The organism is Cupriavidus sp. GW823-FHT07B10 (assembly GCF_058794355.1).
This window is the reverse complement of sequence record NZ_JBXAGS010000011.1, coordinates 77416-101822: the sequence shown is the minus strand read 5'-3', so window position 1 is coordinate 101822 and position 24407 is coordinate 77416. Positions and strand designations below refer to the sequence as shown.

At 67.1% G+C, this 24407-nt stretch carries 23 protein-coding genes; 16 read left to right on the top strand and 7 right to left on the bottom strand.

From position 1 onward, the window contains the following. Positions 1 to 22 precede the first annotated feature (22 nt). From AC1Q6V_RS22200 to AC1Q6V_RS22175, 6 genes are read left to right on the top strand one after another with little or no spacing between them, the layout of a single operon-like run. Complete coding sequence (locus tag AC1Q6V_RS22200) at positions 23 to 1168, top strand: thiolase family protein (RefSeq protein WP_454749691.1); 1146 nt, start codon at positions 23 to 25, stop codon at positions 1166 to 1168. Position 1169: 1 nt separating this feature from the next. Then, positions 1170 to 1934: an SDR family oxidoreductase gene (locus AC1Q6V_RS22195; RefSeq protein WP_010812854.1), complete on the top strand. Its 765-nt coding sequence runs from the start codon at positions 1170 to 1172 to the stop codon at positions 1932 to 1934. Between the two features lie 11 nt (positions 1935 to 1945). Next, positions 1946 to 2749 (top strand): enoyl-CoA hydratase/isomerase family protein, encoded by an 804-nt coding sequence (locus AC1Q6V_RS22190; RefSeq protein WP_454749692.1) that lies wholly within the window; start codon positions 1946 to 1948, stop codon positions 2747 to 2749. Positions 2750 to 2781: 32 nt separating this feature from the next. Beyond that, positions 2782 to 3765: a tripartite tricarboxylate transporter substrate binding protein gene (locus tag AC1Q6V_RS22185; protein ID WP_010812852.1), complete on the top strand. Its 984-nt coding sequence runs from the start codon at positions 2782 to 2784 to the stop codon at positions 3763 to 3765. Then, complete coding sequence (locus AC1Q6V_RS22180; RefSeq protein WP_010812851.1) at positions 3762 to 4181, top strand: PaaI family thioesterase; 420 nt, start codon at positions 3762 to 3764, stop codon at positions 4179 to 4181. The genes AC1Q6V_RS22185 and AC1Q6V_RS22180 overlap by 4 nt, the downstream gene beginning before the upstream one ends. Position 4182: 1 nt before the next feature. Further along, the gene (locus tag AC1Q6V_RS22175; protein WP_454749693.1) at positions 4183 to 5418 is read left to right on the top strand and encodes a CaiB/BaiF CoA transferase family protein; all 1236 of its coding nucleotides are present in this window, start codon (positions 4183 to 4185) and stop codon (positions 5416 to 5418) included. A 6-nt stretch (positions 5419 to 5424) separates the two neighbouring features. On the opposite strand, the gene gcvA is transcribed toward AC1Q6V_RS22175, so the two are convergent. Beyond that, complete coding sequence (gcvA, locus tag AC1Q6V_RS22170; protein ID WP_454749694.1) at positions 5425 to 6321, bottom strand: transcriptional regulator GcvA; 897 nt, start codon at positions 6319 to 6321, stop codon at positions 5425 to 5427. A 189-nt stretch (positions 6322 to 6510) separates the two neighbouring features. Here gcvA and AC1Q6V_RS22165 point away from each other — a divergent pair, with 189 nt between their 5' ends. Both AC1Q6V_RS22165 and fusA read left to right on the top strand, forming a co-directional pair. Next, positions 6511 to 7389, top strand: a complete 879-nt coding sequence (locus AC1Q6V_RS22165) for an oxidoreductase (protein WP_454749695.1) — start codon at positions 6511 to 6513, stop codon at positions 7387 to 7389. Between the two features lie 202 nt (positions 7390 to 7591). Further along, positions 7592 to 9646 (top strand): elongation factor G, encoded by a 2055-nt coding sequence (gene fusA, locus AC1Q6V_RS22160; RefSeq protein ID WP_010812847.1) that lies wholly within the window; start codon positions 7592 to 7594, stop codon positions 9644 to 9646. Between the two features lie 23 nt (positions 9647 to 9669). Here the strand turns inward: fusA and boxA are convergent, their stop codons facing one another. From boxA to AC1Q6V_RS22140, 4 genes are all read right to left on the bottom strand, one after another. Beyond that, entirely contained in the window at positions 9670 to 10950 is a 1281-nt protein-coding gene (gene boxA, locus AC1Q6V_RS22155) for a benzoyl-CoA 2,3-epoxidase subunit BoxA (protein WP_058696522.1), read from the bottom strand. 143 nt (positions 10951 to 11093) lie between these two features. After that, on the bottom strand, positions 11094 to 12521 hold the full coding sequence (boxB, locus tag AC1Q6V_RS22150; RefSeq protein WP_010812845.1) for a benzoyl-CoA 2,3-epoxidase subunit BoxB: 1428 nt from the start codon (positions 12519 to 12521) through the stop codon (positions 11094 to 11096). 45 nt (positions 12522 to 12566) lie between these two features. Continuing rightward, on the bottom strand, positions 12567 to 14225 hold the full coding sequence (gene boxC, locus AC1Q6V_RS22145) for a 2,3-epoxybenzoyl-CoA dihydrolase (protein ID WP_010812844.1): 1659 nt from the start codon (positions 14223 to 14225) through the stop codon (positions 12567 to 12569). A gap of 159 nt (positions 14226 to 14384) precedes the next feature. Further along, on the bottom strand, positions 14385 to 15347 hold the full coding sequence (locus AC1Q6V_RS22140) for a helix-turn-helix transcriptional regulator (protein WP_011617543.1): 963 nt from the start codon (positions 15345 to 15347) through the stop codon (positions 14385 to 14387). Between the two features lie 88 nt (positions 15348 to 15435). On the opposite strand from AC1Q6V_RS22140, the gene AC1Q6V_RS22135 reads away from it, so the two are divergent. The 4 genes from AC1Q6V_RS22135 to AC1Q6V_RS22120 all read left to right on the top strand — a co-directional run bounded on the left by AC1Q6V_RS22135 (position 15436) and on the right by AC1Q6V_RS22120 (position 20552). Further along, complete coding sequence (locus AC1Q6V_RS22135) at positions 15436 to 15900, top strand: DUF4863 family protein (protein ID WP_010812842.1); 465 nt, start codon at positions 15436 to 15438, stop codon at positions 15898 to 15900. Positions 15901 to 15908: 8 nt separating this feature from the next. Continuing rightward, the gene (locus AC1Q6V_RS22130; protein ID WP_010812841.1) at positions 15909 to 17456 is read left to right on the top strand and encodes a 3,4-dehydroadipyl-CoA semialdehyde dehydrogenase; all 1548 of its coding nucleotides are present in this window, start codon (positions 15909 to 15911) and stop codon (positions 17454 to 17456) included. 85 nt (positions 17457 to 17541) lie between these two features. Continuing rightward, positions 17542 to 19146: a benzoate-CoA ligase family protein gene (locus AC1Q6V_RS22125; protein ID WP_058696524.1), complete on the top strand. Its 1605-nt coding sequence runs from the start codon at positions 17542 to 17544 to the stop codon at positions 19144 to 19146. Between the two features lie 47 nt (positions 19147 to 19193). Then, positions 19194 to 20552 (top strand): MFS transporter, encoded by a 1359-nt coding sequence (locus tag AC1Q6V_RS22120; RefSeq protein ID WP_010812839.1) that lies wholly within the window; start codon positions 19194 to 19196, stop codon positions 20550 to 20552. A gap of 79 nt (positions 20553 to 20631) precedes the next feature. Here AC1Q6V_RS22120 and ycaC read toward each other — a convergent pair whose 3' ends face one another. Both ycaC and AC1Q6V_RS22110 read right to left on the bottom strand, forming a co-directional pair. After that, positions 20632 to 21258 carry an isochorismate family cysteine hydrolase YcaC gene (gene ycaC / locus AC1Q6V_RS22115; protein WP_010812838.1) on the bottom strand — a complete coding sequence of 209 codons (627 nt, stop codon included), beginning with the start codon at positions 21256 to 21258 and terminating at the stop codon, positions 20632 to 20634. Between the two features lie 91 nt (positions 21259 to 21349). Next, positions 21350 to 22027: an isochorismatase family protein gene (locus AC1Q6V_RS22110; RefSeq protein ID WP_010812837.1), complete on the bottom strand. Its 678-nt coding sequence runs from the start codon at positions 22025 to 22027 to the stop codon at positions 21350 to 21352. 152 nt (positions 22028 to 22179) lie between these two features. Between AC1Q6V_RS22110 and AC1Q6V_RS22105 the strand changes: the two genes are divergently transcribed. The 4 genes from AC1Q6V_RS22105 to AC1Q6V_RS22090 all read left to right on the top strand — a co-directional run bounded on the left by AC1Q6V_RS22105 (position 22180) and on the right by AC1Q6V_RS22090 (position 24392). Beyond that, entirely contained in the window at positions 22180 to 23088 is a 909-nt protein-coding gene (locus AC1Q6V_RS22105) for a LysR family transcriptional regulator (protein WP_454749696.1), read from the top strand. Between the two features lie 427 nt (positions 23089 to 23515). Then, on the top strand, positions 23516 to 23740 hold the full coding sequence (locus tag AC1Q6V_RS22100) for a hypothetical protein (protein WP_037023361.1): 225 nt from the start codon (positions 23516 to 23518) through the stop codon (positions 23738 to 23740). 98 nt (positions 23741 to 23838) lie between these two features. Then, on the top strand, positions 23839 to 24060 hold the full coding sequence (gene infA, locus AC1Q6V_RS22095) for a translation initiation factor IF-1 (RefSeq protein WP_008646230.1): 222 nt from the start codon (positions 23839 to 23841) through the stop codon (positions 24058 to 24060). Between the two features lie 77 nt (positions 24061 to 24137). After that, entirely contained in the window at positions 24138 to 24392 is a 255-nt protein-coding gene (locus AC1Q6V_RS22090) for a hypothetical protein (RefSeq protein ID WP_010812834.1), read from the top strand. Positions 24393 to 24407: the final 15 nt, after the last annotated feature.

Here is a 24407-nt window from a genome sequence, read left to right as displayed (position 1 = left end):
GAGAGAAGGAGAGGTAAGCAAGATGCAGGACATCTACATCCATGGCGGCGCGATGACGCCGTTCGGCCGGCACCCCGGCGTGCTGGCGCCGGAGCTGGCGCAACAGGCAATCCTGAAGGCGCTGGCCGATGCCGACGTGCCGGCCGGCCGCATCCAGGCGGTCTACTGCGCCAACGTCCTGGGCGGCATGATCCTCGGCCAGCTGATCGTGCGCGATCTGGGGCTCAAGGGCATCCCGGTCTACAACGTCGAGAACGCCTGCGCCAGCGGCGCCACCGGCGTGCACCTGGCACGGCACGCGCTGCTGGCCGGGCAATACGACACGGTGCTGGTCTTCGGCATCGAGCAGCTGACCGCGCTCGGCGGCGGCACCATCCCGCTGCAGCGCAATGACCACAAGACCGACCTCTATGCGAAGTCCGGCATGGTACTGCCCGCGGTGTATGCGATGCGCGGCACGCGTTTCCTGCACGAGCGCGACGCCAATCCGTCCGACCTCGCTGAAGTGGCCGTGAAGAACCGCTACCACGGCTCGCTGAACCCGTATGCCCAGCAGCGCAAGACCACCACGGTCGAGGAAGTGCTGGCCTCGCGCATGATCGCCGACCCGCTGACGCTGCTGCAGTGCTGCCCGTCGCAGGTCGATGGCGCGGCGTCGGTGGTGCTGAGCACGCGCCGGCCGGCGCAGGCGCGGCCGGTGAAGGTGCTGTCGTCTGTAGTGGTGTCGGGCATGCGCGAGGAGGCCGACGACGATATCCTCGATGCCGAGATCACCGCGCGCGCCGCGCGCCAGGCTTACGAACAGGCCGGGCTCGGCCCGCAGGACGTCGACGTGGTCGAACTGCACGACGCCTTCACCATCGCCGAACTGCTCTACTACGAAGCCCTCGGCCTGGCGCCGCGTGGCGATGCCGTGGCGATGCTCAAGTCCGGCGCGACGCGCCTGGGCGGGCGCGTGCCGGTCAACCCGAGCGGCGGCCTGCTGGCCAAGGGGCATCCGCTGGGCGCCACCGGCGTGGCGCAGATGGTCGAGATCCTGTGGCAGCTGCAAGGCCGCGCCGGCGAACGCCAGGTGGCGGGTACCCGCATCGGCCTGACGCAATGCACCGGCGGCGGCATCGCGGGCGTGGACCACGCCGCTTCTTCCGTCCACCTGCTGGGAGTCTGAGATGGGCACGCAACGCTTCGATCCTTCCCATGTGGCGGTGGTCACCGGCGCAGCGCGCGGCATCGGCCTGGGCATCGCCACGCAACTGGCCCGCCAGGGGCTGGCCGTGGCCCTGCTCGACCGCGACGCCGCCGCGCTCGATACCGCCGTCGGTGCGCTGGTTGCCGAGGGCTTCAACGCCTTTGGCGCCAGTGCCGACCTGACCGACTCGGCCGCGGTCAACGATGCCTTCGCGCAAATCCAGGCGCGCACTGGCCGCGTCGACTACCTGGTCAACAACGCCGGCGCCGTGCGCGACATGCGCTTCCTGAAGATGACCGACGACGACTGGGACCTGGTCATCGATACCAACCTGCGCTCGCAGTTCCTGTGCTGCCGCGCGGCGCTGCCCGGCATGGTCGAGCGCGGCTACGGGCGCGTGGTCAATATCTCGTCGCGGGCGTGGCTGGGCGGATTCGGACAGGCTAACTACTCCGCGGCCAAGGGCGGCGTAGTCAGCCTGACGCGCTCGCTGGCGATCGAGTTTGCGAGCAAGGGCATCACCGTCAATGCAGTGGCGCCGGGCATCGTCGATACCCCGCTGTTCCGCGGCTTCGCGCCCGACGTGCAGGCCCGGCTGCAGAAGTCGGTCCCGGTGCAGCGCATCGGCACCGCCGACGATATCGCCAACGCGGTCAGCTTCTTCCTCGACCCGCAGTCGTCCTACGTGACCGGGCAGGTGCTCTATGTCTGTGGCGGCCGCAGCCTGTCGTCGCCAAGCGTGTAAGGAGGCAAGCCATGACCGTACGACTCCACACCGAAGGCGCGGTCGCCGTGCTAACGATCGACCGGCCCGAGGCACTCAATGCGCTGGACGTGGCCGCGCTGCGCGAACTGCGCGCGCACCTCATCGAAGTGCGCGACCGCGACGACCTGCGCGTGGCGGTGCTGACCGGCGCCGGCACGCGCGCCTTCTGCGCGGGCGCCGACCTGAAAGGCACGCGCAGCTCGCCCGCGACCTATCCGGAAGCACTGTTCCGCGCGCCGGAGCAGGCCGCCGACCTGGGGCTCTATATCCGGCTGATGGACCTGACCGACCTGGGCCTGTTCAAGCCGCTGATCGCGGCGGTCAACGGCCATTGCCTTGGAGCGGGGCTTGAGATAGCGCTGCAATGCGATGCGCGGATCGCGTCAGAACAAGCGAGCTTCGGCCTGCCCGAAGCCGCGGTCGGGTCAATCCCCGCTGTCTCGGGCCTGCATCGCCTGCTGAAGGCCGTGCCGGCGGCGCATGCGATGCAGATGGTGCTGACCGGCGAGCGAATCGACGCGGCGCAGGCCGCGCGCATCGGGCTGGTCACCGAGACGGTGGCGCCTGCCACGCTGCTCGACCGTGCGCTGGCGATCGCGACCCGCATCGCCGCCAATGCGCCGCTGGCGGTGCAGGCCGTCAAGAAGCTGTCGCGCCAGACCAGCCACCTCAGCGAAGCCGACGCCCAGCAACTGACCGAACTCTACTGGGGCGTGCTGCGCGATACCGCGGACCGCACCGAAGGCCGGCAGGCCTTCGCCGAGAAGCGCGAGCCCCGCTACACCGGGCGCTAAGCGTTCGCAAACAGACAGACAGGAGACAGACCATGACCCGCATTACCCGATTCGCACGCGTGGCGCTGGCCGGCATGCTGGCAGCCACGGCGCTGGGCGCCGCGGCGCAGGCGCCCTTCCCCAGGCAAAAACCGATTACGCTGGTGGTGCCGTTCGCCCCCGGCGGCGGCAACGATATCCTCGCGCGGCTGATCGCGCCGAAGATGGGCAAGCTGCTGGGCCAGACCGTCGTGATCGAGAACAAGCCCGGCGCGGGCGGCAATCTCGGCGCCGACTATGTCGCCCACGCGGCGCCGGACGGCTATACGCTGGTGATCGCATCCAGCCAGGTGACGATGAACCCGTTTCTCGGCACGAAGATTCCGTTCAGCATCGAACGCGACTTCGAGCCGGTGGGGCGGATCGCGTCAGTGCCGATCATGCTGGTCGCCAACCCCGACCAGCCGTTCCGCACGCTGCAGGATTTTATCCAGTACACCCGCGCCAATCCCGGCAAGCTCAGCTATAGCAGCCCGGGCAACGGCACGCCCCAGCACCTGGCCGGTGAAGTCTTTGCCAGGCTCAACAAGACCGAACTGCTGCACGTGCCCTATCGCGGCACCGGGCCGTCGATCACCGACCTGATGGGCGGGCAAGTGCAGATCTCGTTCGCGACCTTTGCTTCGGCGATCCAGTATGTGCGCGCCGGCAAACTGCGCGCGCTGGGCATCGCCGGCAAGAAGCGCACCGCGCTCATGCCCGACCTGCCGACCTTTGCGGAAGCAGGCATCGCCGGCTACGACGCCGAGCTGTGGTACAGCCTGCTGGCGCCGGCGCAGACGCCGAAGCCAGTGGTCGACAAGCTCAACGCCGCACTGGTGGCCGCGCTGAAATCGCCCGACATCGCCGAGCAGATGGCAAAGCAAGGCTTCGAGCCGCAGGCGTCGTCGCCGGCCGAGCTGAAGACCTATATCGGCAAGGAAATGGCGCGCTGGCAGCGGCTGATCCAGGACAACGGCATCAAGGTGGCCTTATGAACATGCATCCCGCCACGGTGCCGTCAACCGACAACCCGCTGCTGGACTACCTCGGCATCCGCCTGGCCAGCGTCGGCGACGGCCGCTGCACCTTCGAGCTCGACCTCGAGCCACGCCACCTGAACCGGCAGGGCAGCGTGCAGGGCGGCGTCACCGCCACGCTGCTCGACGCCGCCTGCGGCTACGCCGGGTTGCCCGCCGGCCCGGACGGCACGCTCGGCCACGCGGTCACCGTCATGCTGACGATCAGCTATCTCAGCAAGGCCAGCACGGGCCGGCTGCGCGCCACGGCGCAACTCACCCGCGCCGGCAAGAGCCTGTACTTCGCCTCGGCGGAGCTGACCACCGATGCCGGCGTGCTGGTGGCGACCGCGCAAGGCACGTTCAAACGATCCCGCACCCTACCGGAGGCATGACATGTTGCGCGACGCACTGGACGGCCTGACCGTCATCGATTTCACGCAGATCGGCGCCGGGCCGACCTGCACCATGCTGCTGGCCGACATGGGCGCGAGGGTCATCAAGGTGGAGCCGCCGGGCGGTGAGATGGGTCGCGGGCTGGGGCCCGGCTGGCTCGGCAACGACAGCGCGCTGTTTCACGGCTTCAACCGCAACAAGCTGGGCGTGGCGCTCGACCTGAAGTCCGCCGACGGCGTGGCCGTGGCCCGCCGCCTGATCGTGGGTGCCGACATCGTGGTGGAAAGCATGCGGCCCGGCGTGATGGAACGCCTCGGCCTTGGCCATGCGCAACTGGCGGACGAACACCCCGCGCTGATCTACTGCTCGATCTCCGCCTACGGGCAGGAGGGACCATATGCGAGCCGCGCCGGCGTCGACGGCATCATGCAGGCGGATTCCGGCCTGATGAGCCTGATCGGCCTGCCCGACGGCGAGCCGTGCAAGGTGCAGGCGCCGGTCGTCGACGTGATGACCGGCTACGTGGCCTCCGTGGGCGTGTTGGCGAAGCTCGCGCAGCGGGCCCGCGACGGCCTGGGCGGCCATCTCGACGTCAACCTGCTCAATGCGGCGCTGGCGCTGCAGCAGTCGTCCATCACCAGCTACTGCGCCGACGGGCAACTGCCGGAACGTGTGGGCAGCGCGGCGCCCTACTCAGCGCCCAACCAGGCCTTCCGCACCGCCGATGGCTGGGTCATGGTGGCCGCCTATATGCCCGAGCGCTGGCGCCGGTTGTGCGATGTGCTGGGCCGGCCCGAACTGGCCGACGATCCGCGCTTTGCGACTTCACCGCTGCGCGTGGTCAATCGCGCGGCAATGGTGGAGGTGCTGACCAGTGCCTTCGTCACCCGCGCGACCGACACATGGCTGGCGTTGCTCCAGGACGCCGACATTCTGTGCGCCCCCGTGGCGACCTACGAGGACGTCATGGCGCATCCGCAGGTGGCCGCCAACCGCATGGTGCAGCGCGTCCGGCACGACACGCTGGGCGAGATCCGCATGCCGGGATTCCCGATCAACAGCGCTCAGGAGAACGCGTTGCCATCGCGGCCGGCACCAGCTTGCGGACAGCATACGCAGGCGGTGCTGGGCGAGCTTGGCTACAGCCGCGACGAAATCGCCGCGCTGTCGTCACGGGGCGCTATCCACTGCGGCGATATCGAGGAAAAGCGACACGTGGTCGCGGCGGCATCGTGAGCGCGCTCAACCCTGAGCGTCAAACTGCGCCAGCAGCCATTGCCGGAACACTGCCATGCTCGGGCTCTCCTTGCGATCGGCAGGCGTCAGCAGGTAGTAGGTGAAGTCGCCCATGTCCACAGTCTGGCGGAATGGCGCCACCAGCCGGCCGGCGTCGAGATCCGCCGCCACCAGGAAGCGCTGCGCGATCGCGAAGCCCTGCCCTTCTGCCGCGGCCGCATAGGCCATGGCCGAGCTCTGGAAGGTCATGCCGCTGCGCGCATCGACCTCCTTGTCGGCGCGCGCGGCCTTGAGCCAGTGGGCCCAATCGTCGGGCCGCGCGATCGAGTGCAGCAGGGTCTGGTGCTGCAGGTCGGCGGGCTTCTTCACCTTCGGCCCGCCCTCCAGCAGCCCCGGGCTGCATACCGGCACCAGGATGTTCGACACCAGCCGGTAGGTATTCACGCCGCTCCACTTGCCGTCACCCAGCCTGATCGCGCCGTCGATGTCTTCCTTGCGGAAGTCGACCGGATCGAGCGACGCCGTCAGCAGCACCTCGATGCCGGGATTGGCGGCATGGAAGCTCGACAGCCGCGGGATCAGCCAGCGCATGGCAAAGGTGGTGTAGGCGCGCACCTTCAGCTGCTTGCGCTTGGCGCGCTTGCTCAATCGCCGCGTGGCCTCGCGCAGGTCGTCCATCGCCCTGGTCACGGCGCGGTAGTAGTCCTCGCCGGTGCGCGTGAGCGAGATCTGGCGGTGGCCGCGATGCAGCAGCTGCACGCCCAGCCCGTCCTCCAGCGCGCGGATCTGGCGGCTGACGGCGCCGGGGGTGACATGCAGCTCCTCGGCGGCCGTGGTGATGCTGAGGTGCCGGGCGGCGGCCTCGAAGGCGCGCAACGCGTTCAGTGGGGGCAGTTTGTCCATGCCGGGGAGTCTGCCATACGGTTGAGGCTTTCTCAATCGACGCGCCGGACTTCCATTCAAAACTAATAGTTGTCATTGAAACGCGATTGCACCGCCTAGTGTTGTGGGCGTTGCCGGCCTAAATTTGTCTCCGTGGCCCCCGCCATCAGACATCGCAGTCAAACCGAGCACCCTGAAAGGAGATTCACCATGTCCGCCAACACCACCAACACCGCCATCAACGCTGCCAGCAAGGTCTGGTTCATCACCGGCGCTTCGCGCGGCTTCGGCCTGGAACTGACCCGTGCCGCGCTGGCATGCGGCGACCGGGTCGTCGCCACCGCGCGCCGCCCGGAAACCATCACCGCCGCACTGGGCGAGCACGATAACCTGGTGGGCGTGGCGCTGGACGTCACCAACGAAGCGCAGGCCATCGCCGCCGCCGAGGCCGCCGTGGCCCGCTTCGGCCGCATCGACGTGCTGGTCAACAACGCCGGCTACGGCCTGCTCGGCGCGGTCGAAGAGGCCTCCGCAGAGGAAGTCGAGCAGCAGTTCGCCACCAACGTGTTCGGCGTGCTGACCGTGACGCGTGCGGTGCTGCCGCAGATGCGCCGTCAGCGCAGCGGCCGCATCCTCAACATTTCGTCGATCGGTGGCTACGCCGCGTATCCCGGCTGGGGCGTCTATGGCGCCACCAAGTTCGCGGTGGAGGGCCTGACCGAAGCGCTCGATGCGGAACTGTCGCCGCTGGGCATCCGCGCCACCGTGGTCGAGCCGGGCTTCTTCCGCACCGACTTCCTCGATGCCAGCTCGCTGGTGCGCGTGCGCACCGAGATCGCCGCATATGCCGATACGGTCGGGGCAATGCGCGAGCACATGGCTTCGGCCAACCACCAGCAGCCCGGCGACCCGGCCAAGCTGGCGGCAGCCCTGCTGACCCTGGCCGACAGCGAAACCCCGCCAGTGCGGCTGCCGCTGGGCTCGGACACGGTCTACCGCATCACCGAGAAGAACCGCAAGGTGGAAAGCGAACTGGCCGCGTGGCAGGCGCTGGCGGTGTCGACCGACCACGACGACGTGCGCCGCTGATCTTGCTGCAGCGCGCCAGCGCACGGTTTGCTGCAATGCGGGCATGCCGTGCGAAACGCGAAACGAGGCCGACCGAGCGCCGGCTTCGCCACTTGCGGGCCATCTTGCGTCAGGCAATGCACCGAGTCGGGCATCCGCGTATGTCGCTTCCGGCGAATTTCGCCAATAATTCCCGGACAGCCATTGCCGGACGAGAGCCACCATGCACGATAGTCCCGATGCCATCCGCACCGTCGCCTTGCTAGGGCACGCGGGGTGCGGCAAGACCTCGCTGGTCGAAGCGCTGTTGCACAAGGGCGGTGCCCTGCACACGCCCGGCAGCGTCGAACGCGGTTCCACGGTGTGCGACAGCGACCCGCTCGAGCGCAAGTACAAACGCTCGCTCACCACCGCCGCCGCCCACCTGCACTACCGCGACACCCGCATCTACCTGCTTGACACCCCCGGTTATCCCGACTTCTCCGGCCTCGCCATCAGCGCGCTGGCGGCGGTGGAAACCGCCGCCATCGTCATCAATGCCCAGACCGGCATCGAGATGACCACGCGCCGCGCGATGGCGTGGGCGCAGGCGCGCCAGCTGTGCCGGATGATCATCGTCAACGGCATCGACGGCGACAAGGTCGACCTGCCCGCGCTGCTTGCGGACATCCAGGAGGCCTTTGGCAAGGAATGCCTGCCGATCAACCTGCCTGCCGGCAACGGCAGCCAGGTGGTGGACTGCTTCTTCAATCCGGCCGGCGAGTCGGATTTTTTATCTGTTCCCGCCGCCCACGATGCGCTGATCGACCAGGTGATCGAGATCGATCCCGAACTGATGGAGCTGTACCTGGAACAAGGCGAGGCGATCACGCCGGAGCAGCTGCACGCGCCATTCGAGCGCGCGCTGCGCGAAGGCCACCTGGTGCCGATCTGCTTTACCTCGGCCGCCACCGGCGCCGGCATCACGGAACTGCTCGACGTGTTCGTGCAACTGCTGCCCAACCCGACTGAAGGCAATCCGCCGCTGTTCTATCGCGATACGGGCGATGGCAGCGAACACCGCAAGGCCGTGCGCGCCGAGCCCGTGCCTGACAAGCACGTGCTGGCCCATGTCTTCAAGGTGGTGATCGACCCCTATGTCGGCAAGCTGGCGGTGTTCCGCATCCACCAGGGCACGGTCACGCGCGACAGCCAGCTCTATATCGGCGACGGGCGCCAGCCGTTCAAGGTGGCGCACCTGCTGCGGCTGCAGGGCAAGGAGACCCAGGAGATCCCGCGGGCCGGCCCGGGCGATATCTGCGCAGTGGCCAAGGTCGACGAACTGGGCTTCGATGCCGTGCTGCACGACGCCACCGAGGACGGCAATATCCACCTGACGCCGCTGGAGTTCCCAACTCCCATCTACGGGCTGGCGATCGAACCGGCGCGGCGCGGCAACGAGCAGCGCCTGGCCGAAGTGCTGCACAAGCTCAGCGCGGAAGACCCGTGCCTGCGCGTCGAGCATCCGGTTGGCACCAATGAGACCGTGGTGTTCGGCCTGGGCGAATTCCATCTGCGCTGCGCGCTGGAGCGGCTGACCGAGCAATACAAGCTGGAGGTGGTGACGCGCCCGCCCAAGATTGCCTATCGCGAAACCATCGGCGGCAAGGCCGAGGGCCATCACCGGCACAAGAAGCAGACCGGCGGCGCCGGGCAGTTCGGTGAAGTGATGCTGCGCGTGGAGCCGCTGGCGCGCGGCGAGGGCTTCGACTTTGTCGATGCGGTCAAGGGCGGCGCGATTCCCGGCCAGTTCATTCCCGCCGTGGAAAAAGGCATCCGCCAGGTGCTGGACAGCGGCCCGCTGGCGGGCTTCCCGATGCAGGACGTGCGCGTGACCGTGTATGACGGCAAGAGCCATCCGGTCGATTCCAAGGAAGTCGCGTTCGCGACCGCCGGGCGCAAGGCCTTTATCGACGCGGTGCTCAAGGCCAGGCCCAGCGTGCTGGAACCGATCGTCGACATCGAGGTGACGGCGCCGGGCACAGCCATGGGCGACATCATCGGCGACCTCTCGACCAAGCGCGGCCAGGTCCACGGCACGCGCACCGCGGTCGGCAACGCCGTGGTGGTGGCCGGCCAGGTGCCGCTGTCCGAGCTCAACGACTACCAGTCACGGCTGAACAGCATCACCGGCGGCCACGGCAGCTATACCATCCAGTTCAGCCACTACGACAACGTGCCGCCGGCGCAGCAGGACAAGATGGCATCGAAACACAAGGCGCAGCAGGATACGGATTGAGGGGTTCGCGCCCGCGGCTGCATCTAGTACGTTTCCAGATGCAGCCGCCCTTCCCGCTTCAACCCTTCAGCCAGCGCCTCCCATTGCAGCCCCGCCTGCTGCGCGACGTCCCTGAGCGCCAGCACCACGCCCTCTTCCATGCTCTTTAGCCCGCACACATAGAAGCAGGTATCGGGACCCGCCAGCAACGCTGCCAGGTCCGCCGCGCGCTCGCGCATCAGGTCCTGCACGTAGCGCTTCGGCTGCCCCGCCGTGCGCGAGAACGCCAGGTTGATGTCGATGAAATCCTTGGGCAGGTTCTGCAGCGGGCCGAAATACGGCAGTTCCTCCTGCGTGCGCGCCCCGAAAAACAGCATCAGCTTGCCGCCGTCGAACTTGCCGGCCTTGCGCAAGCGCCGGCGCCATTCGGTCATGGCCCGCATCGGCGCGCTGCCGGTGCCGGTGCAGATCATCACGATGTTGGAGCGCGGGTGGTTCGGCATCAGGAAGCTGGCGCCGAACGGGCCGATCACCTCCACCTTGTCGCCAACCTTCAGGTCGCACATGTAGTTGGAGGCCACGCCGCGCACCGGGTTGCCGTCATGGTCCTGCAGCACGCGCTTGATGGTCAGCGACAGGTTGTTGTAACCGGGACGCTCGCCGTTGCGCGGGCTGGCGATCGAGTACTGGCGGGCATGGTGCGGGCGGCCGCCGGCGTCGGTGCCCGGTGGCACGATGCCGATGGACTGGCCTTCCAGCACCGGGAACGGGGTCGCGCCAAAGTCCAGCACGATGTGATGCGTGTCGTACTCGCGCCCCACTTCGGTCACGCGTACATTGCCGGTCACGGTAGCGGTGATGGTCTTGTTGGCGGACTTGGCGCCATACAGGTTGGTGTAGGCATGCGCGGCGGACCACGGCGGCACGGTGGCGCCGTAGCGGGCGCTGTTGACGGCGTCTTCGCCGGTGCCGGCCAGCGGCGACGCGGCGGGAACCTCCGGCGCGGCGGTCTGCAGCTCGGCGCCGGGCGCCAGGTCGGCCAGTTGCTCGGGCGTCAGCTCTTCCGGCAGCGTGTCCCAGCTGAGTTGCTCTTCGATGCTGTAGGCGCGCAGCTTCGGCATGGCGCGCCAGTTGTCGATCGAGCCGGTCGGGCACGGGGAAATGCAGGCCATGCACAGGTTGCACTTGTCGGCATCGACCACGTAGTTGCGCGAGTCGTGCGTGATCGCGCCCACCGGGCAGGTCGCTTCGCAGGTGTTGCAGCGGATGCAGATCTCGGGATCGATCAGGTGCTGCTTGATGACTTGAATTTCTGCCATGTCCATGGCGGTCTCCACAGGATCAGGGGCGTTCGGGGTGAGGGTCGTTGTTGCAGCGGCGCTTCATGGACGCGCCTGCCCTCTCCCCCGGCCCCTCTCCCGCAAGCGGGAGAGGGGAGCAAACAGGGAGCAAAGGGTAAGGCCGTGGCTCAGTTGAACCGCACGTACTCGAAATCCACCGGCTGGCGGTTGATACCCATCACCGGCGGCGCAATCCAGTTGGCGAACTTGCCCGGCTCGACCACGCGGCCCATCAGGCTGGCGACAAAGGCGCGGTCGCCTTCACTGGGCAGCCACTGGTCGCGGAAGTCGCGCCATTCGGCGTCAGAGATCACGCGGCCGTCCGGCGATACCTTGACACCCGCCAGCGCGCCGATATTGCGGTGGAAGGCCTTGTGCGGCACCTTCAGGCGGAACGGGATGCCGGCCTTCTCGATGACCTTGTTCCAGCGCTCCACACCGCCCATGCTGTCCTTGATGTAGTCGTCGCGCAGCACTTCGTTGAGCGCGTTGAGCATCGGCACTTCCTTCTCGGTCAGCTGGCCGTTCTGCGCCTGCAGGATGCGGTAGGTCTGACCCTTGAGCACGTGGTCGTCCATGCGCTTGCCTTCTTCGTAGCGGCCCTTGAGGCCGGTGCTGTAGAAGGTGGCGGCGTTGCTCGACTCATCGGCGCCGAACAGGTCGATGGTGACGCTGTAGTGGAAGTTCAGGTAGCGCTGCAGCGTCGGCAGGTCGATCACGCCGGCCGCGCGCAGCTTGGCGGGATCGTCGGTCTTGAGTTCGTTCATCACCTGGCAGGTGCGCTGGATCACGCGCGACACGCCGGACTCGCCCACGAACATGTGGTGCGCTTCTTCGGTCAGCATGAACTTGGTGGTGCGCGCCAGCGGATCGAAGGCGCTTTCCGCGAGCGCGCACAGCTGGAACTTGCCGTCGCGGTCGGTGAAGTAGGTGAACATGAAGAACGACAGCCAGTCCGGGGTCTGTTCGTTGAACGCCTGCAGGATGCGGGGATTGTCCTGCTGGCCGCTGCGGCGCTCCAGCAGGGCCTCGCCCTCCTCGCGGCCGTCGCGGCCGAAGTACTTGTGCAGCAGGTAGACCATCGCCCACAGGTGGCGGCCCTCTTCCACGTTGACCTGGAACAGGTTGCGCAGGTCGTACATGCTGGGGGCGGTGAGGCCCAGGTGGCGCTGCTGCTCGACCGACGCCGGTTCGGTATCGCCCTGCGTCACGATGATGCGGCGCAGGTTGGCGCGGTATTCGCCGGGCACGTCCTGCCAGGCGTCTTCGCCCTTGTGGTCGCCGAAATGGATCTTGCGGTTGGCCTCGGCCGGGTTCAGGAAGATGCCCCAGCGGTAGTCCGGCATCTTGACGTGGCCGAAGTGGGCCCAGCCCTGCGGATCGACGCTGATCGCGGTGCGCAGATAAATGTCATGGCTGTGCGAGCCTTCCGGCCCCATGTCGTTCCACCAGCTCAGGTAGTTGGGCTGCCATTGCTCGAGCGCACGCTGCAGGGTGCGGTCTTCGCTCAGGTTGACGTTGTTGGGGATCTTGTCGCTGTAGTTGATGCCGGACATTGTGGTCTCCTTCAGGGGACGATTCGGTTGTCGTGTAAGGCTGGATCAGACGCGGTTCCAGTCGAAGGCGGCTTTGTCGCCCTTGCCGTAGACCTTGAGCGCACCCTTGTCGCCCACCGCGTTGGGGCGCTGGAAGATCCAGTTCTGCCATGCGGTCAGGCGGCCAAAGATGCGGGTGAACATGTTTTCCTGGCCGTTGAAGCGCAGGTTGGCTTCCATACCGGTGAGCGCATCGGGCGACATCGCCACGCGCTCTTCCAGCGCGATGCGCACTTCGTCGGTCCAGTCGATGTCGTCGGGGTTGGCGGTGACCAGGCCCAGCGCATACGCGGCATCGGCATCCAGCGGCTGGCCGGCCTTGGCGCGCACCGCGTCCAGCGCGGGCTGCTCGTCGTAGAAGCGGCGGCCCAGCCGGCTCTGGCCGGTGGCCATCGGGTACAGGCCGAAATTGACTTCCGCCACGGTGATCTTCGGCGCGCGCTCCTCGTCGTCCGGCAGCGCCAGGTGGTAGCTGCGGTCGCAGGCCAGCGCCAGTTCCAGGAAGGTGCCGGCAAAGCACGATTGCGGCTCGATCAGCGCGAACAGGCTGCGCGACGACACATCCAGGCGGCTCAGCGTGCGGCGCAGCAGGCCGATGGTCTCGCGCACCAGCCAGTGGTCCTTGTGCGCCAGCAGCGCGGCGTCGGTGGCCAGCACCGCGGCGGCGTCGCCGCTGGTCTTGATCAGCCAGGTGCCGATGTCCAGTTCATTGGTGCGCATCGACAGGATCGCGTCTTCCAGTTCGCGTGCCAGTTGCAGCGGGTACCAGGCGGCGCCGGCGGCGACGATCTCCTCGATGCTTTGCGGTTGCGCACCGACGGGTGCCTTCACGGTAAAGGTCGCGGTACGGCCGGCGCGATCGATCTCGACCGTCACATGCATATAGCGCAGCGCATCCGCTTCGATCGTCCGCTCGATCGGCTCGAGCGCCACGCCCTGCGCATCGGCCGGACGATCGCTCTGCGCGGCCAGCGCCAGCGCGCGCTCCTGCACCTTCTGCGCGAACACGGCGGGCTTGGCGATATCGTCGACCAGGCGCCAGTCCTTGGCACGCTGGCCGCGCACCCCTTCGGTGGTGGTGCAGAAGATATCGGCGAGGTCATGGCGCACATGGCGCTTGTCGGTCACGCGGGTCAGGCCGCCGGTGCCCGGCAGCACGCCCAGCAGCGGCACTTCCGGCAGGCTCACGGCCGACGAGCGGTCGTCCACCAGCAGGATCTCGTCGCAGGCCAGCGCCAGTTCATAGCCGCCGCCGGCGCACGCGCCGTTGACCGCGGCCAGGAACTTCAGGCCGCTGTGCTGCGACGAGTCCTCGATGCCGTTGCGGGTCTCGTTGGTGAACTTGCAGAAGTTGACCTTCCACGCATGGCTGCTGACGCCCAGCATGAAGATATTGGCGCCGGAGCAGAACACCTTGTCCTTGCCGCTGGTGACGACCACGGTGCGCACTTCCGGGTGCTCGAAGCGGACGCGGTTGAGCGCGTCGTTCAGTTCGATGTCGACGCCGAGGTCATAGCTGTTGAGCTTGAGCTTGTAGCCGGGGCGCAGGCCGGCGTTCTCGTCGATGTCCACCGCCAGCGTGGCGACGGGGCCGTCGAACGTCAGCTTCAGGTGTTTGTATTGGGCGGGGGCGGTCTGGTAATCGACGCGGGGGGCGGTGGTCACGGCGGTGTCTCCTCTGCGAAACTGCACAATCATGCATGAACAGGAATCTGGTAACACGAACTATAGTTCATAAATCAGATTTCCTGCAAGCACTATTGTGCAGATCTTTCAAGAGATGCGGGTCACCGCTCCGGATGCCGGGTTATTGCGCCCCTGCCGTCACAACGGCATGCGCAAGGCCTGGCGTACCAGCTCGCGCAGCGCGGCAAATGTGGGTTCCAGCGGCTGAGCGCTGGTGTCCAGCGAGAACTCCGCCTTGGAATAGAAGGCCGCGCGCCCGGCCAGGATATGGCGCAGGTCCTCCATCGCCTCCTTGCTGGCCGCCATCGGGCGGAAGTCGCCCTGCTCGCGCACCCGCTCCATATGGTCTTCCGGCTCCGCCTGCAGCCAGACTGTGGTGCAGTGGGCCAGCAACAGGTTGAAGGTGGCCGGATCAGAGACCAGGCCGCCGGGCGTGGCGATCACGGCCTCGGGATAGATCTGGATGGCTTCCTCCAGCGCGCGCCGCTCGTAGCGGCGATAGGCGTTCATGCCATACAGGCCCTGGATCTCCGAGATGCTGCAGCCGGCAAACTTCTCGATCTCGCGGCTCAGCTCAATAAAGGGGAAGTCGAGGTCTTCGGCCAGCATCCCGCCCAGCGTGCTCTTGCCGGCGCCGCGCAGCCCGATCAGCGCCACACGCGGGCTGCGCGCAGCCTGGCCGGCATTCTCGCCACCCGTGCCGAGCATCTCGCCCACGGCAATGCGCACGCGCCGCAGCGTGGCTTCGTCGCGGTGCTCCAGCAGTTCGCGCAACAGGATCCATTCAGGCGACGACGTGGTGATGTCGCCCAGCAGCCCGGCCAGCGAGCACTGCAGCGCATCGGCAATGTGCTGCAGCACCAGGATGGAAGCGTTGCCGCTGCCGTATTCCAGGTTGGCCAGGTGCCGCTCCGACACGCCGGCGGCCTGCGCGGCGGCCTTTCGGGTCAGGCCGCGGCAGGCGCGCAACTCGCGCACACGCTCGCCCAGCGCGACCAGAAACGGGTTCTTGTCAGTGCCGTTGGCAGCACGTGCATCTGAATCATGATGCAGGTCGACTTCCGGGGTTAACCCAGATTCATGCAATATAGTGCTTGACATGATTTCGGCGCGGCTCTATTTTTCATACATGCACAATAATGCATGAAGCCAGTGATGGCAACTGGCGAACCAGACGGAGCCCCCCACTATGTCCCCCACAGAATTCCGCAGCCAGATCGCGCAGTTCACCGCGCAACTGGCAGGCCGTCCGCTGGATGCCGCACTCGATGCCTGGCTCAATGCCGAGCACGGCGCCGGCAGCCCCACCTACCAGCAACTTAAGGACGCCTGCCAGGCCGGCGTGGCCGAAGGCTGGCTGTGCGACCGCGAAGGCGGCGGCATCCGCTACGGCCGCATCTTCAAGCCGGCCGACGACCTGCACGGCTTTTCCGTCGACGTGGTCGAGATGCAGGACATTGCCGGCCCGCATCACACCCATCCCAACGGCGAGATCGACCTGATCATGCCGCTCGAGGGCGACGCGCAGTTCGACGGCCGCCCCGCCGGCTGGCTGGTATGCCCGCCGGGCAGCGCCCACCGCCCCACCGTCAGCAACGGCCGCGCGCTGGTGCTCTACCTGCTGCCGGAAGGCCGCATCGACTTCACGCGCTGAGATTCCCGATGACTGAATTGCTATCCAACTACCTCGGCGGCAAGTGGCAGGCCGGCAGCGGTGCCGGCACGCCCTTGTTCGATCCGGTGCTGGGCGACGAACTGGTGCGCGTTGACGCCACCGGGCTGGACCTCGCTGCCGGCTTCGCCTTTGCCCGCGAACAGGGCGGCGCGGCCCTGCGCGCGCTGACCTATCGCCAGCGTGCCGCGCTGCTGGCTGACATCGTCAAGGTGCTGCAGGCCAATCGCGATGCCTATTACGACATCGCCACGGCCAACAGCGGCACCGTCAGGAACGACTCCGCGGTCGACATCGACGGCGGCATCTTCACGCTGGGCACCTACGCCAGGCTGGGCGATGCGCTCGGCGACCGGCACTACCTGCCGGATGGCGAGGCCGTGCGGCTGGGCAAGGACCCGTTGTTCCAGTCGCAGCACGTGCTGGTACCGACGCGCGGCGTGGCGCTGTTTATCAATGCCTTCAACTTCCCGAGCTGGGGATTGTGGGAAAAGGCGGCGCCGGCATTGCTGGCCGGCGTGCCGGTGATCGTCAAACCCGCTACCGCCACCGCCTGGCTGACCCAGCGCATGGTGCGCGACGTGGTCGAGGCCGGGGCGCTGCCGGCCGGCGCGTTGTCGGTGGTGTGCGGCAGCTCGGCCGGCCTGCTGGACCAGTTGCAGCCCTTTGACGTGGTGTCGTTCACCGGTTCGGCCGATACGGCCGCGGTGATCCGCTCGCATCCCGCCATCGCGCAACGCTCTGTTCGCGTGAATATCGAAGCGGACAGCATCAATTCCGCCGTGCTGCTGCCGCAGGACGGCCCCGATACCGCCGCCTTCGACCTGCTGGCGAAGGAAGTCGTGCGCGAGATGACGGTCAAGTCCGGCCAGAAATGCACCGCGATCCGGCGCGTGTTCGTGCCTGAAGCGCTGTATGGCCTGGCCGCCGAGGCGATCGGCGCACGGCTGTCGAAAGTGACCGTGGGCAACCCGCGCAACGATACGGTGCGCATGGGTGCGCTGGTCAGCCGTGCGCAGTTCAACGCCGTGCAAGACCGGCTGGCAACCCTGCGCAAGCACGCACAGGTGCTGCATGACGGCACGCAGCAGGCGCTGGTCGATGCCGATCCGGCCGTGGCCTGCTGCATCGGCCCGACGCTGCTGGGCGTGACCGATGCGGACGCCGCCGCCGCGGTGCACGACACCGAAGTGTTCGGGCCGGTGGCCACGCTGCTGCCCTATCGGGATACCGCCCACGCACTGGCACTCGTGCGCCGTGGACAGGGCTCGCTGGTGGCATCGCTCTATGGCAGCGACGCGGCCGCGCTCGGTGCGGCCGCCGTCGAGCTGGCCGACAGCCATGGCCGCGTGCATGTGATCTCGCCCGACGTGGCGCAGCTGCACACCGGCCACGGCAACGTCATGCCGCAATCGCTGCATGGCGGCCCCGGCCGCGCCGGCGGCGGCGAGGAACTGGGCGGACTGCGCGCCCTGCACTTCTATCACCGGCGCAGCGCCATTCAGGCCAGTACCGCGGTGCTCGACGAACTCGCCTGACCGTTCAAGCCAACCCGCTTCACCGCGCCGCCACGTCCGCATGGCGGCGCGCGGCACACCGTACACCAGCAACGGGGAGACACCCATGACCGCCACGCCCGCAGAACCACCCGTCCGGCCACCCGGCACGTCCTTCAACTTTGCCGGGCACCTGCTCGGCTGCAATGCCGGGCGCGCCGGCAAGGTCGCCTATATCGATGACGACGGCCAGCTCACCTACGGCGAACTGGCGCAGCAGGTGCGGCGCCTGGCCGCGGCGCTGCTCGGCGCCGGCATCCGCCGCGAGGAACGCGTGCTGCTGCTGATGCACGACTGCAGCGACTGGCCGGTCTGCTTCCTGGGCGCGATGTACGCCGGCATCGTCCCGGTGGCCGTCAACACGCTGCTGACCGCCGACGACTACAGCTATATGCTGCAGCACAGCCGCGCGCAGGCTGTGCTGGTGTCGGCCGCGCTGCTGCCCGTGCTGCAGGAGGCGCTGGCCCGTCCGGGGCATGAAGTCGGGCAAGTGTTCGTGTCCCGTGCGCATGAGCCTCTGCCCGATGGCATGACGGCGCTGGATGCGCTGCTTGCCGCGCAAACGCCGTTGCAGGCGCCTGCCGCCACCAGTTGCGACGACCCCGGCTTCTGGCTCTACTCGTCCGGCTCGACCGGCCAGCCCAAGGGCGTGGTGCACAGCCACGGCAACCCGTACTGGACCGCGGCGCTCTATGCAGGCCCGGTGCTCGGCTTGCAGGAGCAGGACGTCTGCTTCTCTGCGGCCAAGCTGTATTTCGCCTACGGGCTGGGCAACGGCCTCAGCTTCCCGCTCAGCGTGGGCGCCACCGTGGTGCTGATGGCCGAGCGGCCCACACCCGAGGCCACCTTCCGCCGCTGGCTGCAACACCGGCCAACGGTGTTCTTCGGTGCGCCGACAGGATACGCCGGCATGCTCGCCTCGCCGGCGCTGCCGCAGCGCGCCGAGGTCACGCTGCGGCTGTGCTCGTCCGCCGGCGAGGCCCTGCCCGCCGATATCGGCCAGCGCTTCACCGCGCATTTCGGCTGCGAGATCATCGACGGCATCGGCTCCACCGAGATGCTGCATATCTTCCTGTCCAACCGCCCCGGCCAGGTGCGCTACGGCACCACCGGCTGGCCGGTGCCGGGCTACGCCATCGAGCTGCGCGACGAAGAAGGACGCCCGGTGCCCGACGGCGAGATCGGCGACCTCTATATCCAGGGCCCCAGCGCCGCGCTGATGTACTGGGCCAACCGCGAGAAGTCGCGCGAGACCTTCCGCGGCGGCTGGACCAAGAGCGGCGACAAATACGTGCACAACCCGGATGGCACCTACAGCTACGCCGGGCGCAGCGACGACATGCTCAAGGTCAGCGGCATCTACGTTTCGCCGTTCGAGGTCGAGGCCACGCTGGTGCAGCACCCGGCAGTACTGGAGGCCGCGGTGATCGGCGTACCCGACCATGAAGGACTGGTCAAGACCAAGGCCTTCGTGGTGCTGAAGGCGGGCGCGCAGCTTGGCGACGGCGAACTGAAGGCCTTCGTCAAGGAGCGGCTGGCGGCCTACAAGTACCCGCGCGCGATCGAGTTCGTCGATACGCTGCCCAAGACCGCCACCGGCAAGATCCAGCGCTTCATGCTGCGCGAACGCGAACTGAAGGCCGCCGCAGAGCGCGCCGTCGCGGCGGCGTGAGCGGCAACGCCGCCCGCCCCGTCATACCACCATACCGGAGACAAACCATGCGTCAGATCGATGTCCACAAGCTGGCCGACGAGGCCCGCTTCAACCGCTTCCATGCGCTCATCCTGTTCTGGTGTGCGCTGATCATCATCTTCGACGGCTACGACCTGGCCGTGGCCGGCATCGCCCTGCCGTCGATCATGAAAGAGATGGGCGTGACCGCAACCAGCGCCGGCTTCATGGTCAGCTCGGCGCTGTTCGGCATGATGTTCGGCGCGATCTTCCTCGGCACCGTGGCCGACCGCATCGGCCGCAGGCGCGCCATCGCCATCTGCATCGTGCTGTTCAGTGTCTTCACCGCGGCGGCGGGCTTTACCAGCGACCCGGTGACGTTCAGCGTCACGCGCTTCCTGGCGGGCCTGGGCATCGGCGGCGTGATGCCCAACGTGGTGGCGCAGATGACCGAGTACTCGCCGCGCAAGCTGCGCGGCACGCTGGTGACGCTGATGTTCAGCGGTTATTCGGTGGGCGGCATGCTGGCCGCGCTGCTGGGCAAGGGACTGATCGAAAGCTATGGCTGGCAGTCGGTGTTCCTCGCCGCCGGCCTGCCGGTGCTGCTGGTCCCGCTGGTGCTGCGCTCGCTGCCGGAGTCGATGCCCTACCTGCTCCGCACCGGCCAGACCGACGCTCTGCAATCCGTGGTATCGCGCCTGGTGCCGTCGCATCGCGCGCAAGCCGGCGACGTCTTTACGCTGGCTGCGGACGACAAGGCCGGCAGCGCGCCGATCCGCCGCCTGTTCCAGGACGGCCGCGGCTTCAGCACGGTGATGTTCTGGGTGGCGTTCTTCATGTGCCTGTTCATGGTGTACGCGCTCAGCTCGTGGCTGACCAAGCTGATGGCCGGCGCAGGCTACAGCCTGGGCTCGGCGCTGACTTTCGTGCTGGTGCTGAACTTCGGCGCCATGCTCGGCGCCATCGGCGGCGGCTGGCTGGCCGACCGCTTGCCGATCAAGCATGTGCTGATCGGCATGTACACGCTGGCGGCAGTGTCGATCACGCTGCTGGGCTACCCGATGCCCAGCGCAGCGCTGTTCGTCGTGGTGGGCCTGGCAGGTGCTTCCACCATCGGCACGCAGATCGTCACCTATGCCTATGCGGGCCAGTTCTATCCGATGGCGGTGCGCGGCACCGGCATCGGCTGGGCGTCCGGCGTGGGACGCAGCGGCGCCATCCTGGCACCGATCGTGATCGGCGTGCTGGTTGGGATGTCGTTGCCGTTGCAGCAGAACTTTATGGCGATGGCGATCCCGGCGGTGATTGCAGTGGGGGCGGTGTCGATGATCAACCACCGGAGGTCGGCGTCGGCGCAGGCGGAAGTCGCTGCGGCGCCGGTGCGAGGAACTGTGAAGGAGGCCTGAGAGAAGTCAACCGCCAGTTGTTCGCTCCCTCTCCCGCTTGCGGGAGAGGGAGCGAACCGGCAGCGCTGAAGGACGTAGCTTACTTGCTGCCCTTCACCGTCGTGTACGCCGTAATCAAATTCCGGTAATCCGGAATATGGTTCGAGAACAGCGTGCCCAGACCCTCGATGTCGTTGCGCCAGTCGCGGTGCAGTTCGCAAGCCACACCGAACCACGTCATCAGTTGCGCGCCAGCATCCGACATCCGCTGCCAGGCCGAATCGCGCGTGATTTCATTGAAGGTGCCCGAGGCATCGGTCACGACAAAGACTTCGAAACCCTCTTCGATCGCCGACAACGCCGGGAAGGCCACGCACACTTCGGTGACCACGCCGGCGATCAGCAGCTGCTTCTTGCCGGTGGCACGCACCGCGGCAACAAAGTCCTCGTTATCCCAGGCGTTGATCTGGCCCGGGCGCGGAATGAACGGCGCGTCAGGGAACATGGCCTTGAGCTCAGGCACCAGCGGTCCGTTGGGACCATCCTCGAAGCTGGTGGTCAGCACGGTCGGCAGCTTGAAGTACTTGGCCAGGTCGGCCAGTGCCAGCACATTGTTCTTGAACTTGTCGGGCTCGATATCCCGCACGAGCGACAGCAGGCCGGCCTGGTGATCGACCATCAGGACTGCGGCCTGGCTCTTGTCAAGGCGCTTGTAGGGCTTGCTCATGGTGTGCTCCTGTCAACAAAAAAAGGTACGTACGCTTGGCTTGAGCCACGCGTGCGTACCCCTGGGTATGCCGTGCGTTACCGGCAAGGCGTCAGCGCTGGGAGTCCAGCACCTCGTGCTTCTTCTCGACGTCCTGCGCCTTGAGATAGCTTTCAATCAGCAGGCGGTAGGCCGGGAAGATCTGCGTGTAGACCTCGGCCCATTCCTGCGCGTCCGGACGGTTCCAGCTCTGCTGCAGCTCCGAGGCCACGGCGGCGGTATCCATCGGCACCACGCCGGCCTGGACGACGCGCGCCAGGGTGATTTCCTGCGCCATCTTGGAATACGTGCCCGACGCATCGATCACCGCGAACACCTTGTAGCCGTCAGCCACCGCGCTGATCGACGGGAATGCCATGCACACGCTGGTGATGGTGCCGGCGATGATCAGGGTCTTCTTGCCGGTCTCACGCACCGCGGCGACGAAGTCGGGGTTGTCCCAGGCGTTGATCTCGCCCTTGCGCGCGACGTATTTGGCATGGGGGGCGTTTTCGTGGATTTCCGGGATCAGCGGGCCGTTCGGGCCTTGCGGCACGGATGCCGTCGTGATCACGGGCAGCTTGCACAGCGTCGCCATCTTGGCCAGCGCGGCCGCACGGGCGCGCAGCTCAGGCATCGGCATGTCGCCAACGGTCTGGAACAGGCCACTCTGGTGGTCGATCAGCAGCATGGCCGTATCGGCGGGATCCAATACCGGACGCTTGCCGTTGAAATTCGCGGGTGTGGTCATTTGGCTTTCTCCTATGCGGTTGGCGAAACCGGCGACTCCGGGCAATCCCCAAGCCGACCGTGTGGCCAAAGCATAGGTCTTGGCAAATCGCATCGCTAGGATGGAAAATCTGCCCTCAGCGTCCTACTGGCAGGACGACAGGAGCCGCCCGCTTGCATCCCGACCTGAATGACCTGTATTACTTCGCGCAGGTAGTCGATCACCAGGGCTTTGCGCCCGCCGGGCGCGTGCTCGGCATACCCAAGTCCAAGCTGAGCCGGCGCGTGGCGATGCTGGAAGAACGCCTGGGCGTGCGCCTGATCCAGCGCTCGACGCGGCGCTTCTCCGTGACAGAACTGGGGCAGACGTACTACGCCCATTGCAAGGCCATGCTGGTCGAGGCCGAAGCGGCCGAGAGCGCGATCGAGCAAACCCGCGCCGAACCCAGCGGCCTGGTGCGCATGAGCTGCCCGGTGGCGCTGCTGCACGCACGGGTGGGCGACATGATTGCGGATTTCATGGCGGCCAACCCCAAGGTCATCGTGCACCTGGAAGCCACCAACCGGCGCGTGGATGTGGTGGCGGAGGGGATCGACCTGGCCATCCGCGTGCGCGTGCCGCCACTGGAAGACAGCGACCTGGTGATGCGCGTGCTGGCCGAGCGCGCCTGGTGCTTCGTGGCCAGCCCGACGCTGCTGGCCGGCCATGGGCCGCTGCTGGCACCCGCGGACCTCAACGCGCTGCCAACGCTGGACCTGGGGCCGCCGCGCCCCTCGCACACCTGGTCGCTATACGGCCCCGATGGCGCCAGCGCCGAGCTGCACCACAAGCCCCGCCTGGTCACCGACGACATGATCATGCTGCGCACCGCGGCCGTGGCCGGTGCCGGCATCGTGCAGCTGCCGGTCATGATGATGACCGACCAGCTGCACGATGGCCGGCTGGTAAAAGTCCTGCCGGACTGGTCGGTCAGGGGCGGCGTGATCCACGCCGTGTTCCCGTCACGGCGCGGGCTGCTGCCTTCGGTGCGTGAACTGATCGACTTCCTGTCGCAGCGCTTCGCGCAGATCAGCGAACTCTAGGCATCGCAAGGCGGCCGCGCCAGGGGTACTGCCCGTCACGCGGGCAGGATTGGCCCGGAAGTGGTATCATCCAGGATCCTATGCACGGATCGGCAACGCCCGACCTCTGTGCGCCAGCCGCAAACAATCCCACAAAAGCATTAGCGGCGGCTTATCGGGCGTACACCCGATGCGTCTTTGGGCCAGCCGATGCAGAACGGCCCACCACCCTATCCGACCAGCGGCACGTCCGCTCCGCAACGATCGCTCCTGTACCTGGCGCATCGGCCTGCGCAGGCATGGTCCACTTCACGCCAGATGCAACGCCTGCGCAGCCGCGCGGGCCCGACGCTGGCCTACAGCAACGGCGAACGGCCGCCACCGCGCGACGCCTGCATCGGAACGATGCTCCGCGCCCCTGCGGCCGTGCCTCAGAACAGGCATCACATTGAATCGAGTCAACCCTACCCCTTACACCGTTTCCGTCTATCCCATCCAGCAGGAACCCGGCCTCTGGTTCGCGACCTACATGATTGCGGAATACCGCAATGGCGCCGAACGCATCGTCGCCAACGTGGCAATGCGCCACGACACGCACCGCTCTGAAGCCCGCGCCAGGCAGTCCGCCCGCCGTGCCGGCGAACGCGCCGCAGCACGCCTGCGCCAGCAGTAAGCCAGGCACCGTAAGCCCCATCCCATCGGCCAGTTGGTGTCCAGTTGGCCGTCACAACAGCTCGCGCACAAGCGGCGCGGCTACAGCAAGGAGCCTCCTTGGCAAAAGAAGAACTGGTCGAATTCGGCGGCAAGGTGTCGGAAGTCCTGCCCGACAATCGTTTCCGCGTGATCCTGGAAAACGGCTTCGAAGTCTGGGCGTATTCGTCCGGGCGGCTGAAGAAGAACCGCATCCGCGTGCTGGCGGGCGACCGCGTCACGCTGGAGATGTCGCCCTATGACCTCACCAAGGGGCGCATCAACTACCGGCACAAGTCGTAGGCCGTCGTCATGGCATGCGCCGCGCCGGCGCGTGCCGTCCCGCTAACGATTCATCCCTCAATCAAGGAGAACCGATCATGTCCGTCATCGAAGAATGGGAAGCCGTGCACCTGACGCCCGAAGGCTGGCAGGCAGGCAGTTACCGGCATGCACCGTGGCAGGCGGTTGAAGTCGCACCGCCCGCTTCCGGCGTGCTGACCGTCAGGCGCCACGTAACGGCCACCTATTGCGGGCCGTCGCGCGCGGTTGAAGACCGTACTCCCGAGATTACCGACATGGCGCTGATCGAAGCGCTGCTGGAGCGCCACGGCGACCCGGTATTCCAGATCTGACTGACCTGGCTTGAC